This window comes from Frankia sp. CcMO1 (genome assembly GCF_977945845.1).
The window spans coordinates 1-17,728 of sequence record NZ_CDWTMG010000040.1 but is presented as its reverse complement, the minus strand read 5'-3'; the positions used below and the strand labels follow the sequence as shown (position 1 = coordinate 17,728).

The 17,728-nt window shown below is 72.4% G+C and carries 13 protein-coding genes; 6 read left to right on the top strand and 7 right to left on the bottom strand.

Annotated elements, in window-relative coordinates; all coding sequences use genetic code 11:
* Together AC08OU_RS07990 and AC08OU_RS07985 are read right to left on the bottom strand one after the other, a co-directional pair.
* On the bottom strand, nucleotides 1–1,110 hold the full coding sequence (locus AC08OU_RS07990) for an acyl-CoA dehydrogenase family protein (RefSeq protein ID WP_462186477.1): 1,110 nt from the start codon (nucleotides 1,108–1,110) through the stop codon (nucleotides 1–3).
* Between the two features lie 99 nt (nucleotides 1,111–1,209).
* Nucleotides 1,210–2,388 (bottom strand): acyl-CoA dehydrogenase family protein, encoded by a 1,179-nt coding sequence (locus AC08OU_RS07985; RefSeq protein WP_476600361.1) that lies wholly within the window; start codon nucleotides 2,386–2,388, stop codon nucleotides 1,210–1,212.
* A 275-nt stretch (nucleotides 2,389–2,663) separates the two neighbouring features.
* On the opposite strand from AC08OU_RS07985, the gene AC08OU_RS07980 reads away from it, so the two are divergent.
* The gene (locus AC08OU_RS07980) at nucleotides 2,664–4,451 is read left to right on the top strand and encodes a glycerol-3-phosphate dehydrogenase/oxidase (RefSeq protein ID WP_476600359.1); all 1,788 of its coding nucleotides are present in this window, start codon (nucleotides 2,664–2,666) and stop codon (nucleotides 4,449–4,451) included.
* Between the two features lie 79 nt (nucleotides 4,452–4,530).
* Here the strand turns inward: AC08OU_RS07980 and AC08OU_RS07975 are convergent, their stop codons facing one another.
* Nucleotides 4,531–6,003, bottom strand: a complete 1,473-nt coding sequence (locus AC08OU_RS07975; protein ID WP_476604586.1) for a dihydrolipoyl dehydrogenase family protein — start codon at nucleotides 6,001–6,003, stop codon at nucleotides 4,531–4,533.
* Nucleotides 6,004–6,356: 353 nt separating this feature from the next.
* On the opposite strand from AC08OU_RS07975, the gene gnd reads away from it, so the two are divergent.
* The gene (gene gnd / locus AC08OU_RS07970) at nucleotides 6,357–7,385 is read left to right on the top strand and encodes a phosphogluconate dehydrogenase (NAD(+)-dependent, decarboxylating) (RefSeq protein ID WP_476604587.1); all 1,029 of its coding nucleotides are present in this window, start codon (nucleotides 6,357–6,359) and stop codon (nucleotides 7,383–7,385) included.
* A gap of 74 nt (nucleotides 7,386–7,459) precedes the next feature.
* Here gnd and AC08OU_RS07965 read toward each other — a convergent pair whose 3' ends face one another.
* Entirely contained in the window at nucleotides 7,460–8,128 is a 669-nt protein-coding gene (locus tag AC08OU_RS07965) for a L,D-transpeptidase family protein (protein ID WP_462186472.1), read from the bottom strand.
* 820 nt (nucleotides 8,129–8,948) lie between these two features.
* Between AC08OU_RS07965 and AC08OU_RS07960 the strand changes: the two genes are divergently transcribed.
* The 4 genes from AC08OU_RS07960 to AC08OU_RS07945 all read left to right on the top strand — a co-directional run bounded on the left by AC08OU_RS07960 (nucleotide 8,949) and on the right by AC08OU_RS07945 (nucleotide 15,779).
* Nucleotides 8,949–10,004: a hypothetical protein gene (locus tag AC08OU_RS07960; RefSeq protein WP_476604585.1), complete on the top strand. Its 1,056-nt coding sequence runs from the start codon at nucleotides 8,949–8,951 to the stop codon at nucleotides 10,002–10,004.
* 20 nt (nucleotides 10,005–10,024) lie between these two features.
* Entirely contained in the window at nucleotides 10,025–12,208 is a 2,184-nt protein-coding gene (locus tag AC08OU_RS07955) for an ATP-binding protein (RefSeq protein WP_476604584.1), read from the top strand.
* A 188-nt stretch (nucleotides 12,209–12,396) separates the two neighbouring features.
* Nucleotides 12,397–14,802: a hypothetical protein gene (locus AC08OU_RS07950; RefSeq protein WP_476604583.1), complete on the top strand. Its 2,406-nt coding sequence runs from the start codon at nucleotides 12,397–12,399 to the stop codon at nucleotides 14,800–14,802.
* Nucleotides 14,803–14,903: 101 nt separating this feature from the next.
* On the top strand, nucleotides 14,904–15,779 hold the full coding sequence (locus AC08OU_RS07945; RefSeq protein WP_476604582.1) for a type IV toxin-antitoxin system AbiEi family antitoxin domain-containing protein: 876 nt from the start codon (nucleotides 14,904–14,906) through the stop codon (nucleotides 15,777–15,779).
* A gap of 158 nt (nucleotides 15,780–15,937) precedes the next feature.
* Here the strand turns inward: AC08OU_RS07945 and AC08OU_RS07940 are convergent, their stop codons facing one another.
* The 3 genes from AC08OU_RS07940 to AC08OU_RS07930 all read right to left on the bottom strand — a co-directional run bounded on the left by AC08OU_RS07940 (nucleotide 15,938) and on the right by AC08OU_RS07930 (nucleotide 17,446).
* Nucleotides 15,938–16,132: a (2Fe-2S)-binding protein gene (locus tag AC08OU_RS07940; protein ID WP_462189201.1), complete on the bottom strand. Its 195-nt coding sequence runs from the start codon at nucleotides 16,130–16,132 to the stop codon at nucleotides 15,938–15,940.
* Between the two features lie 265 nt (nucleotides 16,133–16,397).
* Nucleotides 16,398–16,628 (bottom strand): OmpA family protein, encoded by a 231-nt coding sequence (locus tag AC08OU_RS07935; protein WP_462189200.1) that lies wholly within the window; start codon nucleotides 16,626–16,628, stop codon nucleotides 16,398–16,400.
* Entirely contained in the window at nucleotides 16,547–17,446 is a 900-nt protein-coding gene (locus AC08OU_RS07930; RefSeq protein ID WP_476604581.1) for an OmpA family protein, read from the bottom strand. The genes AC08OU_RS07935 and AC08OU_RS07930 overlap by 82 nt, the downstream gene beginning before the upstream one ends.
* Nucleotides 17,447–17,728: the final 282 nt, after the last annotated feature.

The window sequence follows — 17,728 nt, the reverse complement described above, 5'->3', positions numbered from 1 at the left end:
TCAGGGCAACGTGTCGACGGTCAGCACCGCGATGCGCTCCAGATGCGCAGGAGTGTCACCAAAAGCGGGAATCTGGCGTTTGGCCCGCTTGTAAAAGAAGTGCGCATCATGCTCCCAGGTGTAGCCGATCCCCCCGTGGTACTGGATCATCGCCGCGGTGGCGTCCCCGGCGGCCTGGTTGGCCTTGCTCTTCGCCACCGCGAGCGCCAGCTCCGCGTCGGGCAGGGCGGTATCGAGCGCGTGCGCCGCGTACAGCACCGCGTGCTCGGCCATCGTGACGGCGACATGCAGATCGGCGAGATGATGCGCGAGCGCCTGGAACGAACCGACCGGCCGGCCGAACTGCACCCGATCGATGTCGTAGGCGACGGTCCGGGTCAGCGCGGCCCGCGCGACACCGACGAGGTCCGCGGCCGTGAGCAGGGCACCACGACGGACCAGGTCCGCAGCGACCGCGGCGTTGGAGGCCGGCAGCCGGGTCGCGGGCGCGTCGGCCAGGGACAGCGAGGCCAGCCGGGTGGTGCCGTCGAAGCCGCGCTGGGCGGTGACCGTCACCCCCGGGCCATGCGGATCGAGCAGGTAGAGCCCGACTCCGGCGGGGTCGACGGCGGCGACCACCACGAACCCGGCGACCTCGAGATACTCGACGCCAGACGCGACACCGCCCAGCCTGCCGTCCGCGGTCGCGCGGACCGCGATGCCGGTACGGTCGTATCCCCCGCCCGGGCCCCGCAGCGCCACGGTGGCCACCAGGTCACCGGCGGCGAGGGGGGCGAGCACCGCCGCCGCCTGGTCCGCCGAGCCGGCGAGCCGCACCGCCTCGCCCGCGAGCACGGTCGGCAGCCAGGGCCCGGGGATCGCCCCCGCTCCGAACGCCCGCGCGATGATCTGTGCGTCGAGCAGCCCGAGACCGAGACCGTCGAACCGCGCGGGCACGCACACCGCGAGCCAGCCCTGTTCGCCGATCGCCTTCCACAGCTCGGGGGGGTGTCCGTCACCGTCGGGATCGGTGAAGACCGCGCGGACGGCGGTCAGATCGAAGCGGTCGGCCAGGAAGTCCCGGACGGTGGCGGCGAGCGCGCGCTGCTCGTCGGTGAGGGCGAAGAACACGGGCTCGGACCTCCGGAGGCGGGGCGAGGCAGGATCAGCGGGATGAACAGGCGCGGGCGCGGGCACAGACGTAGACGCAGGCCCGAATCGCGACAATGATCATGATCCGCGTGGCAGGCTGAGGACCCGCTCCGCGACGATCGTGCGCTGTACCTGCGAGGATCCACCCCAGATGGTGACGGAGCGGGTCCAGAAGCTCTCCTGCCGCAGCGTCGTCAGATCGAGGTCCGCGGTGGGGTGGGTGAGCGCCACATCGGCGCCGAGCAGCGCATCAAAGGTCTCGAACAGGTCCTGGTACGTCTCCGACCACTGCAGTTTGGTGATCGACGACTCGGCCCCCAGGTCCCGGCCCTGCTCTACCTGGGTGAGGACGTGCATCGAGTGGTAGCGCAGGCATTCGAGCTCGACCATGCGTCGGCCCAACTCCTGGCGCAGCACCGGGTCGGTGTCGCGGCCGAGCGCCCGGGCGACCCGGACGATCTCGTCGTAGCTGCGCCGGAAGCCGGTGTACTGGCTGATCCCGGACGCGCCGCGCTCGAACGACAGCAGAAGCATCGCCGTCGCCCAGCCGTTGCCGATCCCGCCCAGGCACTCCGACGCCGGCACCCGCACGTCGGTGAGGAAGACCTCGCCGAACTCGCTGGCGCCGCTCATCTGCCGGATCGGCCGGACCTCCACCCCGGGAGCGTGCATGTCGATGAGCAGCAGCGAGATGCCGTGATGGCGCCGGCTGCCGGGCTCGGTCCGGACCAGGGTGAAGAGCTTGTCTCCGCGGTTCGCGAACGTCGTCCAGACCTTCTGCCCGTTGACCACGTACTCGTCCCCGTCGAGCACCCCGGACGTACGCAGCGCCGCGAGGTCGGAGCCCGCGCCGGGTTCCGAGAAGCCCTGGCACCAGATCACCTCGTTGCGCAGCATCGGCCCGAGGATGTCGCGCTTCTGCTCGGGTGTCCCGACCGCCATCACCGTCGGCGCGAGGAAGGCCAGGCCCAGCGTGTTGACCGAGCGCGGCGCCCGGGCGAGCTGCATCTCCTGGTCGTAGACGGCCATCATCCCCGGGGTGCCGCCCCGGCCGCCATACTCCACCGGCCAGTCGATCCCGGCGAAGCCCGCGAGCGCCTTGCGCCGCTCCCAGTCCCGCCGCAGGTCGAAGCCCTCGGCCTCCCCCACGCCGGCCCAGAACCCGGGCTCCGTCCAGGGGGCGGGGATGTTCTCGGCGAGCCAGGCCCGCAACTCGGCACGGAACCGTTCCTCGGCCGGCGGGTGGGTCAGGTCCATGCGTTGACCTCCATCTGGTGTTGACCTCCATCTGGTCGCCCATCCGGTCGCCTCGCGCGGGATCCCGGGACGGTCGCATTCGCATCCCACCACGCCCCGGCCGGACGTTCACAGACATTCATGGACGTTCAACGATCCCGCGCCCGGGCGCCGGACACCGGACACCGGACACCGGACACCGACAGCCGGCACGATGGGTGGCGAGCCGCCGGAGCGTCCCGGGCGATCACGACGACGGGACGCGAGGACGTTCGCAGGAGAGGAAGCAACTGGCGATGACGCCGACCAGACACGGAACCCCGACCGCCCGGCTCGACCGGGTCGGCCGCGCCGAGGCACTGCGCCGGATGGGGGCGGATCCGGTGGATGTGGCCGTGATCGGCGGCGGGGTCACCGGCACGGGGGTGGCGCTGGACGCGGTGACCCGGGGCCTGTCCGTCGCCCTGGTCGAGGCGCGCGACCTCGCCGCCGGCACGTCCAGCCGGTCGAGCAAGCTCATCCACGGCGGGCTGCGGTACCTCGAGCAGCTCAACGCCCCGCTGGTCCGAGAGGCGCTGCGGGAGCGGTCCCTCATGCTGGACACGCTCGCGCCCCATCTGGTCCGGGCCATCCCGTTCCTGCTGCCATTGACCCGCCACGGTTGGGAACGTGCCTACATCGGCAGTGGCGTGCTGCTCTACGACACCCTCGGGCAGGGGCTGGCCCGCATCGGGCCGAGCGGCGACGCCACCATGCCCCATCACCGGCACCTGACCCGCAAGGCGGCGCTGCGGGAGTTCCCGTCGCTGCGCCCGGACGCCCTCGTCGGCGCGATCCAGTACTGGGACGGCCAGGTCGACGACGCGCGGCACACCGTGTTCGTCGCGCGGACCGCCGCCCGTTACGGGGCGCTCATCGCGACCAGCGCGCGGGTCACCGGCTTCCTGCGGGAGGGCGACCGGGTCGCCGGCGTGCGGGTGCGTGACCTCGAGTCGGGCGCCGAGATCGAGCTGCGGGCCCGCCAGACGATCAACGCTGCCGGAGTATGGACCGACGAGATCCAGGCGATGGTGGGGGGACGTGGCCAGCTGTCGGTCCGGGCCTCCAAGGGAGTGCACATCGTCGTGCCCCGCGACCGCATCCATGGCGCCACCGGCCTGATCCTGCGCACCGAGAAGAGCGTGCTGTTCGTCATCCCGTGGGGCAGCCACTGGATCATCGGCACCACCGACACCGACTGGAGCCTCGACCTCGCCCATCCAGCGGCCAGCAGCGCCGACATCGACTACCTGCTCGGCACGGTCAACCGGGTGCTGCGCACGCCGCTCACGGCGGCGGATATCACCGGGGTGTACGCCGGGCTGCGCCCGCTGCTCGCCGGGGAGTCCGAGGACACCTCGCGGCTGTCCCGCGAGCATGCCGTGGTCAGCCCCGTCTCCGGGCTGACGATGGTCGCCGGCGGGAAGTACACGACCTACCGGGTGATGGCCGCCGACGCCGTCGACGCGGCCGTGCACGGCATGAACCGGGCGGTGCCGCCGTCGTGCACCGAGAAGATCCCGCTGCTCGGCGCGGACGGGTTCCCCGCGCTGTGGAACGCCCGGGAGACCCTCGCCCGCCGCGCGGGGCTGCACGTCGGCTGGATCGAGCACCTCCTGCACCGCTACGGCACCCTCACCGAGGAGCTCCTGGACCTCATCGAGACGCGGCCGGATCTCGCCCAGCCGCTGCGCGGGGCATCGACCTACCTGGCCGCGGAGGCGGTGTACGCGGCCTCCCACGAGGGGGCGCTGCACCTGGAGGACGTGCTCACCCGGCGGACCCGCGTCTCGATCGAGACCATCGACCGGGGGGTGGAGGCCGCCGAGCACGTGGCCGATCTCATCGCCCCCGTGCTCGGCTGGGACCAGGCGACCCGCACCCGCGAGGTCGAGCACTACCTCGCCCGGGTGGAGGCCGAACGGGCCTCGCAGCGGCAGGCCGACGACGCGACCGCCGACGCGGCCCGGCTCGGCGTGCCCGACGTGCGCCGGCTGGGCCGGACCGACCACCGCGCCCCGGCGGCGACCGGCGGGCCGTCCTGAAGGCTCGGCCAACCCGATCCGCGGCCCCGCCCAGGCGTTTCGGTGCTGCGGTCCGCGCAACGACGTCCGCGCAACGACGTCATCCGTAGACCTCCAACAGGCGCAGCCAGACCTCGCTGACTGTCGGGAACGACGGGACCGCGTGCCACAGCCGCTCCAACGGCACCTCTCCGACGATCGCGATCGTGGCCGCGTGCACCATCTCCTGGGTGTCCGGACCGGTGAAGGTCGCTCCCACGAGCACCCGGCGGGTCTCGTCCACGACGATCTTCGACGTGCCCGTGATCTCCTCCCCCCGCACCGACGCGCCGGCCACCGAGCCGGTCGGCACGCTCACGGCCCGCACGGCGATCCCGGCCTCCCGCGCGGCCCGCTCGGTCAGTCCGACCGCGCTGACCTGTGGATCGGTGAAGGTCACCCGCGGGACGGCCGCCGGGTCGGCCAGGTCGCGCACGGGAGCGCCGGCGAGGTCCCGGCGGCCGGTGATGACGTCGGCCGCCAGCCGGGCCTGGTACTTGCCCATGTGGGTGAGCAGCGCGCGGCCGCAGACGTCGCCGACCGCGTAGAGCCAGTCCCCCGCCACGCCGACCGCGCGGAGCCGGTCGTCGACCTCGATGAACCGCCCGGGTTGCAGGCCCACGGTCTCCAGGCCCAGGTCGCCGGTCGCCGGGGTGCGCCCGACGGCGACCAGGATCTCGTCGGCGACCACGGCATCGCGGCGCGGCCGCCGCTCACCCGGCTCGGCCGGCTCGGCCGGCTCAGCCGACTCCACCGTGACGGTCACCGGCCCGACCGAGCCGTCCGGTCCCGTCCGGGCCCGGCGGACCTCGACCGCCCGGCTTCCGAGCCGCACCGTGATGCCGGCCGCCTCGAAGGCGGCCCGCAGCTGCTCGCTGACGAACTCCTCCTCCCGGACGAGCAGCCGGGGCGATCCCTCGATCAAGGTCACCTCCGCGCTACCGAGCCGGCGGAAGGCCTGGGCGAGTTCCACCCCCACGGCGCCGCCGCCGAGCACCACGAGGCGGTGCGGGACCTTCCGCGCGCCGGTCGCGGTCCGGTTGTCCCACGGTTCGGCGTCGGCGAGACCGGGGATCGGTGGAACGGCGGCCCGCGTCCCGGTGGCCACAACCACGGCTCGGGATGCGGTCAGCACCCGGCGGCTGCCGTCCAGCAGCGTCACCGCGACCCGGCCGGCGGGCCCCACCAGGCGCCCGGTCCCGCGCACCAGCTCGACGCCCTTGTCGACCAGCCAGGGCACCTGGGAGGAATCGGAGTAGTCGCCCACCATCCGGTCTCGCCGGGCGAACGCCGCGGCGGCGTCGACGGGTCCGGTGACCGCCGACGCCGCGCCGGGAACGCGGCGGGCCGCCGCCAGCACCTCCCCCGGCCGCAGGAGAGTCTTGCTCGGGATACAGCCCCAGTAGCTGCACTCCCCGCCGACGAGCTCGCGTTCGACGACGATGACGGACAGACCCGCGTCGGCACAGCGGCCGGCGACGTTCTCGCCCGCGGGCCCGGCGCCGAGCACAATCACGTCCGCGTCGGCATCCATGGCCGCCTCCCCTGCCCTGCCCGGCTCGCTCACAAGCCCTCCGTCGTTGCTCGTTAGAATCTGCCGCTCGATCCACGCCAACCGAAGATCATCGGGAACTTTCGGGGTCCCGCCCGGCTCGCCAACTGATCCAACTGATCCAACTGATCCAACTGATCCAACTGATCCAACTGATCCAGACGGCACGGACGGACCGTGACCGGACCGGCGCCGGCTCGGAGACGAGAAGCACGTGCACCACGGACGGGGAAGCACGGATGCAGCACGGAGAATGGCGTCAGGAGCGCCAGGCCGGGCCCGTCCCGGCGACACGCCGGAGCGGGCCATCGAGACGAACCAGCGGAGAGATGAAGATGCAGCTCGGGATGATCGGACTCGGCCGGATGGGTGCCAACCTGGTGCGCCGGCTGATCCGCGGTGGTCACGAATGCGTGGTCTACGACGTCAACCCCGAGGCCGTCAAGGCCCTGGCGGCGGAGGGCGCCACGGAGACGCGGAGCCTCGCCGAGTTCGCCGCAGCCCTGCGTCCGCCCCGGGCTGCCTGGATCATGGTGCCCGCCAGGCTGACCGGTGAGACCGTCTCGGCCCTGGCCGAGCACTTCGCGCCGGACGACGTGATCATCGACGGCGGCAACTCCTACTACCGGGATGACATCCTGCGTGCCGCGTCGCTCGTCGAGCGGGGCATCCACTACGTCGACGTCGGCACCTCCGGGGGCGTGTTCGGGCTGGAACGCGGCTTCTGTCTGATGATCGGCGGCGAACCGGGGGTCGTGGCCCGCCTAGAGCCGCTGTTCGAGACGATCGCACCCGGCGTCGGCACCATCCCGCGGACCCCGGGCCGGACCGGCGAGATCACCCAGGCCGAGAAGGGATACCTGTACTGCGGCCCGAACGGCGCCGGTCACTTCGTCAAGATGGTGCACAACGGCATCGAGTACGGCATGATGGCCGCCTTCGCCGAGGGGTTCGCGGTGCTCGACAAGGCGAACATCGGCACGACGTCCGCCGAGCACAACGCCGAGACCGCCCCGCTGGGCAACCCGGAGTACTACCAGTACGACCTCGACACCACCGCGATCGCCGAGGTGTGGCGGCGGGGCAGCGTGGTTAGTTCCTGGCTGCTCGACCTCACCGCCGCCGCGCTGCAGGAGGATCCCGGACTCACCGAGTTCAGCGGCCGGGTGTCCGACTCCGGGGAAGGACGTTGGACGGTACTGGCCGCCGTGGAGGAGGGCGTTCCCGCCCATGTGCTGACAGCGTCCCTCTACGAGCGGTTCAGCTCGCGCGGGGATGGCCTGTTCGCCGACAAGCTGTTGTCGGCGATGCGCAAGCAGTTCGGTGGGCACGCGGAACAGCACGCGGAGAAGCCAGCCGGCTGAGCCTCACCGGCTTCCTTGCCTGTCCAGAGGCTTTTGTGTCTGATTTATCCCTCTGGATAGGCAAGGCAAGGGGCTCAGGGGCGGGCGTTGTCGGCGCCGAGGTCCGCCGCGTCTCCCATAACGATCATGGGATGGGCCATCGGGGTCAGCCAACGGAGAATGGCCACGAGGGCGTCCTGTTCCACCGCGATGCAGCCCCGCGTCGGCGATCTGTGGTCGACATGCAGCCAGATGTCCCCGCCGATCTGCGGGCCCAGCGGACGGGTCGGGTCCGACGGCGGATGCCCGGGCAGTCGGTTGTAGTCGATGGCGACCACGTAGTTGAACGCGTCGGGCATCAGCTCGCCCCGCGGACCCGTCGCCCGGTAGAACGACGGGCGATACTCGTAGGGCAGACCGGTGCCCGGATCGGCCAGCTTGCCACCGGCGGCGGTGAGACTGAACACGCCGATCGGGCTGCGCAGATCGCCCTCCCGATGGTCATACGTCCAGCCGTCGGCGCCGTTGCGGCCGATCAGCGGGGCGCCGTAGGTCTCCCAGGCGGAGCCGGGATCGGCTCGTTCCCACAGCGTCACGTTGTTGGTGTTCGCGTTCCGGTCGATGCCGCTCACCACGATCACCTGCCGGGCGGCCTGCGGGATCTTCGTCATCATCACCGGTCCGACCTCGGGGATCGCCGTGAGGTCGGAGGCGGGCCCCGCCCTACCGTCCGCGCCGGTGCCGGCCGCCCGGCTCGTCCTCACCGGCCCACCCACTCCCGCCGGACGTGCTTCGGAGGTGGGATCGAGCCCGGATGTGCGTCCGAGCTGGGGCGCGCCCCTGGGCCCGGACGGTACGGACACCGACAGGTCATGCGAGGAGCCCGGGTCCGAGCCGGGACTGCTGAGATGAAGTGCACTGGCCGCCCCCACCGCCAACGTCACACCCACCGCGGCGGCACCGACCGCGACCGAGCGACCCCGCGGGGGGCTCGTACGCGTCTCGGTCCGGCGGCGATTCCTGCGATGATCGGCCATGCCTCCGACTTCCGGGACGACGCCACGGGCGGGGCGGCGACGCACTGTTGACCTCTGCCACCCCCGTGACCTCTGCCACCCCCGGCGGCCGCCACGCCCGCGCCATCCGGCTGCGGCCATAATGCACCGGCGATGACAATACGTATCATTCGCGCCGACCTGGCGAGGTAGCCCAGCCCGGCGAGGTACCCCGACTCGGGGAGGTATCCCGGAGCAGCCGCCGGTGCGTCGGCCCACGACACCCGCAGACCGCGATCACGACGACGGGAGTCCATGCGCCCGGGACCGTGACGATCGGAGACAACCGTCCATGCCTCCATGTTCGACCCTCACTCCTCCCCGATCTCAGAATTCAAGTACTTCGAGCAATGATGGACACGATCCGGATCCAATGCCCAGCGGAGGGTGATAGATTGCCACATCGGCATCGATGATCAGAAGTATGTTCGCGGAGAGACGAGACGAAGACCACGAGGAGCCCGGCATGGTGGTACGGACGGCCGGCGGCCGTTCCCGGCGCAGCCGGCACGAATAGGCCCCTCCGATCGTGCTCGCCGGTTTCCGGTTCCACCGCATCCTCACCGCCCCTCGGCGACCCGACACACCCGACCGGCCCGATCCCGTACCGGCCGCGCTCTTCGCCGCCCTCGTCGGCGCGCACGCGCAGTTGACCTCGCTCGGGCCCGGCCACGAACCCACCGTCTCCGGTGCGTCCACTCGCGGCGGCCCGTACCCGGTGCCGGGAGCAGCCCGGCCGGGAATCGGCGTCGCCTGGCTACGGGGCCCGGGTGAGGCGCACATCCGGTTCCTCGCCGGCGGCCGCCCCTTCTTCCCGGCGGGCCCGACCACGACAGACCCGACCGCGGCGGCCATGTCGACACCGGCCACGTCGCTCGCAACAGCCACGTCGACACCAGCCGCAACCGCGGTTCCGCTGCTGTACCCGCCGGGATCGACAGCGGTGGCGCTGCCACCGGACGCCGTACCCGCCCAGCTCGCAGGCTTCCCCTACTGGCTGCGGTGCGAAGGCCTCCCGGATGCCCTGTGGGCCGCCGATCCCGGCACCGACGTCCGGCCGCCGGACACCCGCCGCGGATCGTTCGACGACTACGCCGCGCATCTCGTCGGCCCGTTCGCCTGGCTTGTGCTCGCGTGGCCGGTGCCCCCCGAACATCTCGCCGAGGAACGGGCGGACCTCTCGCGATCGATTCCCGTGCTGCGCCGGCGGGAGAACGACCAGGGCGCCCGGCTCGACCTGGAGCGCGCGGAGGCCCGCTACCGGGAACTGGGCCGGGGCGCGTCGAGCGGCATGTGGGACGTGGAGATCCTGGTCGGTGGGGTGACCCCGGCCGGCGCGGTCTCGCTGGCCGCCCTGCTGTGCAGCTCCAGCGATCTCGACCGGCTGCCCTACACGTTGAGTCCGACCGGCCCGGTCACCTCGTTCGCGGGGCCCTCGGCGGGGTCGGAGCCGGAGCCGGGGTCGGAGCCGGAACCGGAACCGGCGGGCTGGCCGGCTCGCCGCGGCCCTCGCCGCGAGCGAGCGCGGAGCTGCTGGCGGCGCTGGCCCGGCCGCCCGGCCGTGAGCTGCCGGGTATCACCCTGATCACACCGCACGCCTTCGACGTGACGCCCGAGGGTCCGAACCGGTCCGGTCCCGCGGACCCCCGGGGAACGCCCGGCGCCGTTCGGCTCGGCGACGTGCTCGACGCCGGCTGGATGCCGGCCGGCGCGTTCTCGGTTCCCCGCGCGACGCTCAACCGGCACGCCTTCGTCTGCGGCGCCACCGGATCCGGGAAGTCACAGACCGTGCGGTCGCTGCTGGAGTCGTTGACCCGTGCTCCGGCGCCCGTTCCGTGGCTGGTCCTGGAGCCGGCCAAGGCCGAGTACGCCCGGATGGCCGGGCGGCTCGCCGGCCTCGCCGAGGTGCTCGTCATCAGGCCGGGCCGGCTCGACGCTCCACCGGCGTCGCTGAACCCGCTGGAACCCGAGCCCGGCTTTCCCTTGCAGAGCCACATCGATCTCGTCCGGGCCCTGTTCCTGGCGGCGTTCGAGGCGCACGAGCCGTTCCCCCAGGTGCTCGCCCGCGCGCTGACGGTCTCTTACCAAGACCTGGGATGGAACCTGGTGCTGGACCGGCCGGAGCCCGCGCACCGGCCCAGATTCCGGGTGGCCGGGCCGAAGGAGGACCCGAAGGTCGACGTGCGCAGGCGATATCCGACCCTCGGGGACCTGCAGCGCACCGCGACGAGGGTGGTCGAGAATATCGGCTACGGCGCGGAGGTCACGGCGGACGTCCGGGGCTTTGTCGACGTGCGCATCGGCAGCCTGCGGGAGGGTTCTCCCGGTCGGTTCTTCGAGGGCGGGCATCCGATCGACATCGGCGCCCTGCTGGCGCGCAACGTCGTCTTCGAGTTGGAGGACATCACCAGCGACCAGGACAAGGCGTTCCTGCTCGGCGCCGTCCTGATCCGCGTCGTGGAGCATCTGCGGGTCCGGTACGGCAGCGCGGGCGGACTGCGCCACGTCCTGGTCCTCGAGGAGGCCCACCGGCTGCTCAAGAACGTCACCGACGGCCCGGCCGCGGCCGCCGTCGACCTGTTCGCCTCGCTGCTCGCGGAGATCCGCGCCTACGGCGAGGGGCTCATTGTCGTGGAACAGATCCCAGCGAAAATCCTTCCCGACGTTATCAAGAACACCGCGCTGAAGGTGATGCACCGGCTCCCGGCCGCCGACGACCGGGAAGCCGTCGGCGCGACAATGAACCTGCGCGACGACCAGTCCGAGCTGGTCGTGGCGCTGCCGGCGGGGGTGGCGGCGGTGAGCGCGGACGGCATGGACCGTCCCGTGCTGGCCCGGATGGTCGCCGGAGACGACCGGGAAAGCGCGCGCCTCGCGCACTACGACCAGGTGCCCCTGGCCAGACGGCGCAGCCTCGGCTGCGGCGCGGCCTGCGTCGCCGGTCCCGCCTGCACCCTGGAGGAGACGGAGACGTCCGCCCTCGCGGCCCGCGATCCCCTGCTGGTGGTGTGGGTCGAGGCGGTGGCCGCGCACCAGGTCATGGGCGTCACCCATCTGCTCGGGATCGCGCCGTTCGCTCCGGCGGAACCCCTGCGGACCACCCTCGCTGCGTTGCCGGGTCGCATCCTCGACTGCGCGCTCGCCCATGCCGCCGACCGGGCGACGGACGCCCGCGCCGCCGCGCTGCGCCCCTTCGTCGACCCCGACGACTTCACCACCGCCCTGCTCGCGACGCTGCGCCGGCTCCTCGGCCTGCCGCCGTCCCCGGCGGACGCGGCAGACGCGGCAGACGCGGCAGACGCGGCGAACACCGTCGACTCCCGGCACCTGACCGCGGGCGTGTACCGCTGGCAGGACGTCCGGCAGGCACTGGTCGACGCGGTGCGCCGGCGGGGGGCCGACGCGGGCCCGCATCCGCTCACCGCGGCCTGGCGCGAGCGCGGTCTGACCCTGCCGGGCAAGACCGTGGGCGAACAGCTCACCCGGATGAAGAACAGTGCCCTCTACGCTCCGGGCCGGGAGAAGGTCAACATCGGTGATCCGGCGGTCAGCGGCCTCACCGCGGCGGTCCGGGAACTCACCGGCGCAGCGGATGCCGCCTCGCTGTCGGACGCACTCCACCAGGCATGCACCGGCGACGGACTGGCCGAGCTGGCCACTCAGATCTCCGACCTCGTCGGCCCCGCGCCGAGCGGACCGGGGAGCGCCCCACCGGAGTCCACCGCGGCAGCCATCGCCCCCGGCCCGCCCATCGGGACGGCACCCGCGTTCGGGACAGTGCAGGACTGAGCGCCCGGGCCCGTCGACCGTCGGGGCGCTACGGCAGGGCCGGCATGCACGGCAGGGCCTGCATGCACGGCGGAATGCGACAGAGTGGACACCATACGCCATAATGGCCACGTAACGCCCCGGTATCGACACCGGGCGTGCCGAGATCGTTTCCAGGTGCACAATGATCGGGAGCGGGGAGTCGCGGCATGGTGGGCGGCGACACGGTGGGCGGCAACGCAGGAGCAGGCGAGTGGGACGGCGGAGGGTCGGCGATGGGGGTGGGCACGCTGACCACGGCTGAGGCCCGACTGATCCAGGGGCTCTTCGTTCCACGGGAGCGTTGGGGCTGGGAGTTCGTCGACACCGGTCCATCGACCCCGAGCCCGCTCGCCGACCGTCAACCGGCCTGGCAGGAGCCCAAACCGCCCGATCTGACCGCGCTCACGGCCCGGCGAAACCATGCCGTCCGCGCCCTGCTGACCCGGCTCGTCCTGCCGATGGCCTTCGTGGTGTTCGGCACGCTGCTCGCGGGCGAGGGGGGTTTCTTCTTCGTCCCGGCGGGACTCGCGCTCGCCGTGGTCGCGTGCCTGCCTCCGTTGGTCCTGCGCTGCCGGCTGGGCCGGACGCGATCCCGGGCCGCGTCGGCCCGGGCCGACGGGTACACCCGCTACCTACAGGCGTTGACGTCCTGGCAGACCGAGGTCGACGCGCACGACCGGGCCGAGTTGCAACGCCGGGAGGCCACCGCCGTCTTCTATCCCGTCTCGGCCCCCGCGGCGACCCCCAGGATCGACGTGTTCGGCGGAACCGGCGACGGATGGGCGAGCCTGCTGGCCACCGCGGGCTGCTCGGTGCTCACCGGCGGCACCGGCATCCTGCTCGTCGATCTCAGCGAGCGGACGGTGGGCGGGGGGTTGGCGCGCCTCGCCGGCCAGGCGCGCTGGCCGGTGGAGTCCTGGGACCTGCCCCGCCAGCTCGACGAGGTGGCACTCCTCGACGGCCTCGGGCCGCGGGAGGCCGGCGAGCTCGTCGCCGACGCGTTCGGCCTGTCCCAGGAGAGCGGCGATGATCCGCACCGACGCGCCCTGCACGCGGATCTGATCACCACCGTCGCCGTCGTTCTGTACGAATGGCTCAGCATTCGCCGTCTCGCCGAGGGCCTGCGCGTCCTCGAAGGTCTCGACGACGGCAGCGCGGCCATGTCGCTGTCGACGGCCGAAGCCGGGGAGCTCACCGCGCACATGGACGCGTTCGGCCGCGGCGACCGGATCGCCGATGAGCTGCGCTACCTGCGTTCCTCGCTGGAGGCGCTCAGCCCGCCACCACCAGCCACGGCCGCAACGGCACCGGCCGCGACGGCACCGGCCGCGACGGTCGAGGCCCACATGTTGACGGCCGCAGCCGGTAGGTCGACGACCAGGGTGCCGACGACCAGGGCCGACAGTGTGCCCCGTCCGCTGGCGGCCTGGTGGCCGGTACCCGGGCTGCGGGTTCTCGCCACGTCGAGCCGGGACTCGTCCGCCCACCGCAAGGAACTCGCGGACCGGCTCCTCGTCCAGACCGTGCTCCACCAGCTCCGTCGCCGCCAGCGGGGCGGGCCGACCAGCCGGGACATGCTGGTTGTCGCCGGGGCGGACCATCTCGGCCGAGCGGTCCTGACCGGGCTGACCCGCCACGCCGAGCTCGCCGGGGTGCGGCTCGTGCTGCTCTTCGAACGGCTCGCCGACGACGCCGAACGGGTGCTGGGCAGCCAGGGGGGCTCGACGATCATCATGCGATTGGGAAACGGTAAGGACGCCGCGACCGCGGCGGAGTTCATCGGGCGTGGTTACCGCTTCGTCATGTCTCAGGTGACGGCCCAGGTGGGGCGCAGTTTCACGGCCGGCGACAGCGACAGCGTCGGTGACCAGGACGGCACCTCGGAGACGGCCGGCACCAGCGGCGGAACCGGCCGGACCTACGACGGCACCCGGCTGCTGCCCTGGTTGCAGAACACGTCGAAGAACGCCGGATGGCAGGAGTCGGTGACGACGTCGCGATCGCAGACCTGGCAGCGCACGACAAACTCGTCGGTGAGCGACTCGACGACCGACGGCACGACCTCCCAGCGGGTCTACGAGTTCACCGTGGAGCCGACCACCGTCCAGACCCTGCCGGCGACCGCATTCCTGCTGGTCAACCCGGTCGATGGGGCGGGACGGGTGGTGCCGGGGGACTGCAATCCGGGCACCGTCCTGCTGCCCGGGGTCTCCCCGGCCGACCGCTGGTCCGTACCCGACGCGGCCGCCGCGCCCCTGGCGGGTCACCACGCCGGAACCGCCGGAGCCGGGATGATCCAGTCCGGCGCGGGCCAGACTGGTACGGGCCAGGCTGCTACTGATCATGCCGGTCTGGCGCGGACCGGCGCGGAGGAACGGCGTCGGATCGAGCCCGCCCCGCCCGTCGGGTTTCCGGGCATCGGCCAGCAACCGCCGGCCGACGAGGAGGTCTACCGGCTCGTCCCGCCCAAGACACGTCCCAGCGGCTCCGGCGGCTCCGGGGGTCAGAGCACTCACCCGGGGACGCGGGGATGGGTTCCCGGCGTCGGGGACCACCACCCGGGGCATGGCTGACCCGGGCCGGAACGCGGCCGTCAGGAAGGAGACAGCCGAAAGTTATCCACAGCCCGAAAAAGGTTCTGGCCCAACGGACAGACAACCGCCATCGTCTTCTCATGGCCCATAACCCTGGCCGACTCTCCTGGCAGGAGATCGCCACCATGCAGGCCGGCGTGATCACGATGCGCGATGCGATCAACGCCGGCATCACCCGCGACGAGATCCGCCGACGGTTGAACGACGGCCGCTGGCAGCAACCCTTCCGCGGCGTGCTGATCACGGCCGCCGCACCCGTGACGAGGATGCAGGAGCTGTGGGGGGCCCTGCAGGCCGTCGGCCCGGACGCGGTGCTCGCGGGCGCCTGCGCGGCGGGGCTCGCGGGTCTGGACGGTTACGACACCGGCCCGGTGACGGTTCTCCTGCCCACCGACCGCCGGATCGCCGCGCCGCCGGGCGTGCTTCTGCGGCACAGCGCTCGGCTCGACATCACCGAGATCGATCCCCTCCACCTGCCCCGGCGGACGGCCCCCGCCCGGTCCGTCATCGACATGGCCGAGTGGGCGTCTACCCGCGCGGACGCGCAGGGCCTGCTCGTCGACGCCGTCCGCCGGCGTTTCGTCACCGTCGCGAGCCTGCGGACCGCGCTGGCCCGGCGTGGTCCGATCAGCCGCCGGACGCTGACCACCGAGACGTTGGACGACCTGGGCCGGGACGCGCCGCACCTCACCGAGATCATGTACCGCCGCATCGAGGCGCAGTGGGGGTTGCCGGCGGGGACCCCGAGTGTCGACGGGCCCGCGGACGAGCCGATGGCGCGCCTCGACGTCTGGTACGAGCCGTGGCGCGTGCGGATGGAGATCCAGGCGACGGTCCCCCGGCCGACGGTCGTCGCCGATTGGGAGAACACCACGAACGCGAAGGTGCCCGCGGCCGGCGGGGCGTCCGTCACGGCCACCGCCGAGTCGAACCCGATGTCGCCGACGAGCGGATAGTGGGCGAGCCGGAGCCGGTCGGCGGGCGCGGCGGTCAACGGCGGGGGACGCGGCGCCGGGAGCTCGATCGTTGCGGATGGTCCGGGCGGTACGGGTCGCGGGCGGGCGGGCCGCCACGCGGGGTACCACAACGAGGTGACCAGCACCCCTCCGGAACCCTACCCCGCCCTGGCGACCGGGCTGCCGCGGCGCGCGTACGCCTCGTCCAACAGCTCGGCGATCTCCTCTACACAGCCGCCACAGCCCGTCCCGGCATCACATCGCTCGCCGACGGCGTCAACGTCGCAGGCACCCGACGCGATCACATTGCGTAGCATCCGGTCGGACACCGCGAAGCATGAACAGACGAGCACCGCACCTCACCACGCCCGAGACAGCCAGCACGCGGACGGCCAAGCGGCAGTTCGCGACCCTGTCGATCTGTCGATGATCCTTCGACCCCGTGGGGCAGTCGACCCTGCGGAGCAGCCTTAGCTAAGCCTTCCCTAAGCAGAGGGTGCCATGGGCCACCCGCCGCAGGCAAGACGGTCGCGCATCCGCGACATCACCGTGACACTGGGCCGGAAATCGGCCGGACTGCAGATCGACCGGATCAGCCGGGATCGGGCTCGCCCAGAATCAGCGATCGGGCCACGGGACGATCTCGACCCGACGGTTGGCCGCCCGTCCCCGGGGCGTGGCGTTGTCGGCCTCCGGCCACCGGGAACCGAACCCGGCGACGCGCATGAGGTCGGGACGTACGCCCCGGTCCGTCAGGTAGTCGGCAGTCACCCGGGCCCGGTCCAGAGACAACGCCTGATTGAGGGTCGCCGGCCCGAAGGCGTCGGTGTGGCCGCCGACCAGGACCACGACCCGGCCGGCGGGCTCAGTGTCGCTGCGCCGACCGGGAACGTCACGTTCCGACCGTCGAGGGCAGCGCGTAGGGCCGCGAGGGCCCCGGCGTCGGAGGTGGGCTTCGCCGCCGGGGCGGCAGGCTTCTCTCCCGGGACGACAAGCCGGTTGTCCAGGGTGGCATCAGGAACGGTGGTACCGGCCGCCGCCAGCACCTGGGCGCCGAGGCGCCGCCTCGTGACCTCGTCCGGGGCGCTGCCGGCCACCGCCACGGTCGTCCCGGAGACTGTGACCGAGTGGTTCCCGGGGAAACCGCGCAGCGCCGCCGCGACGGCGGCCACCGCCTCCACCGGCGGCTCCGCCACGGCCGGGTCGACCCGGACCTCGCCGGTCACCGACCCGCCGCTCGCGTCCGCCACGGCGGCGAGCAACACGGCACGGCTCGCCCGGTCGGGCACGGTCGCCGTGATCGACAGTCCTCGGCCGGCCACGGCGAGCACCAGGGGGCGCGCGGGTTCGGTCGCGATGACCACGTCGTCACCGAGACGCGCGGAGGTCGTGCCGGCGACCGCGGCCGAGGCCCGCGCCTGTTCGGCGGCGGCGGCACTCGGGAAACGACCGGTGACGACCGCATCACGCCCCTCGACGTGAACCTGGGCGTGCCCGCCGCCGGTGGACCGGACCGCCGCGGTCGCCCGGGCGGAAAGATCATCCTCGATGGGACCGCGGCGCAGGGCGAACGCGACAAGAGCAAGCAGCAACCACGCCAGCACGAGTGCGATGGCGAAGGCGACCGGGCGCGGGCGTTGCAGACGCACGGCCGTGGACAGGGACATCGATCGGACTCCGAGCAGGATCGGACCGGACGCGGGATCTTCGAGGTGGCGCTGATCGTCGGGACAGGGCCGATCTTCGAGGTGGTGGGGAGGGGGTGCCGCAAGGTCGGACGCGGCCGGGAAAACCGCTTTCCCGCAACTTTCGCACATCGGTCCCAGAAGTAACGCATCGGGGCGAAAGATGCACCCACCTGGGGAGCCACACCAGGGGATCTGTCGCTGATCTTGTGATTCTTCTGGCCCGCCGGTGATCATCGGGCGAGGAGGACCCGTTTGCGGAGC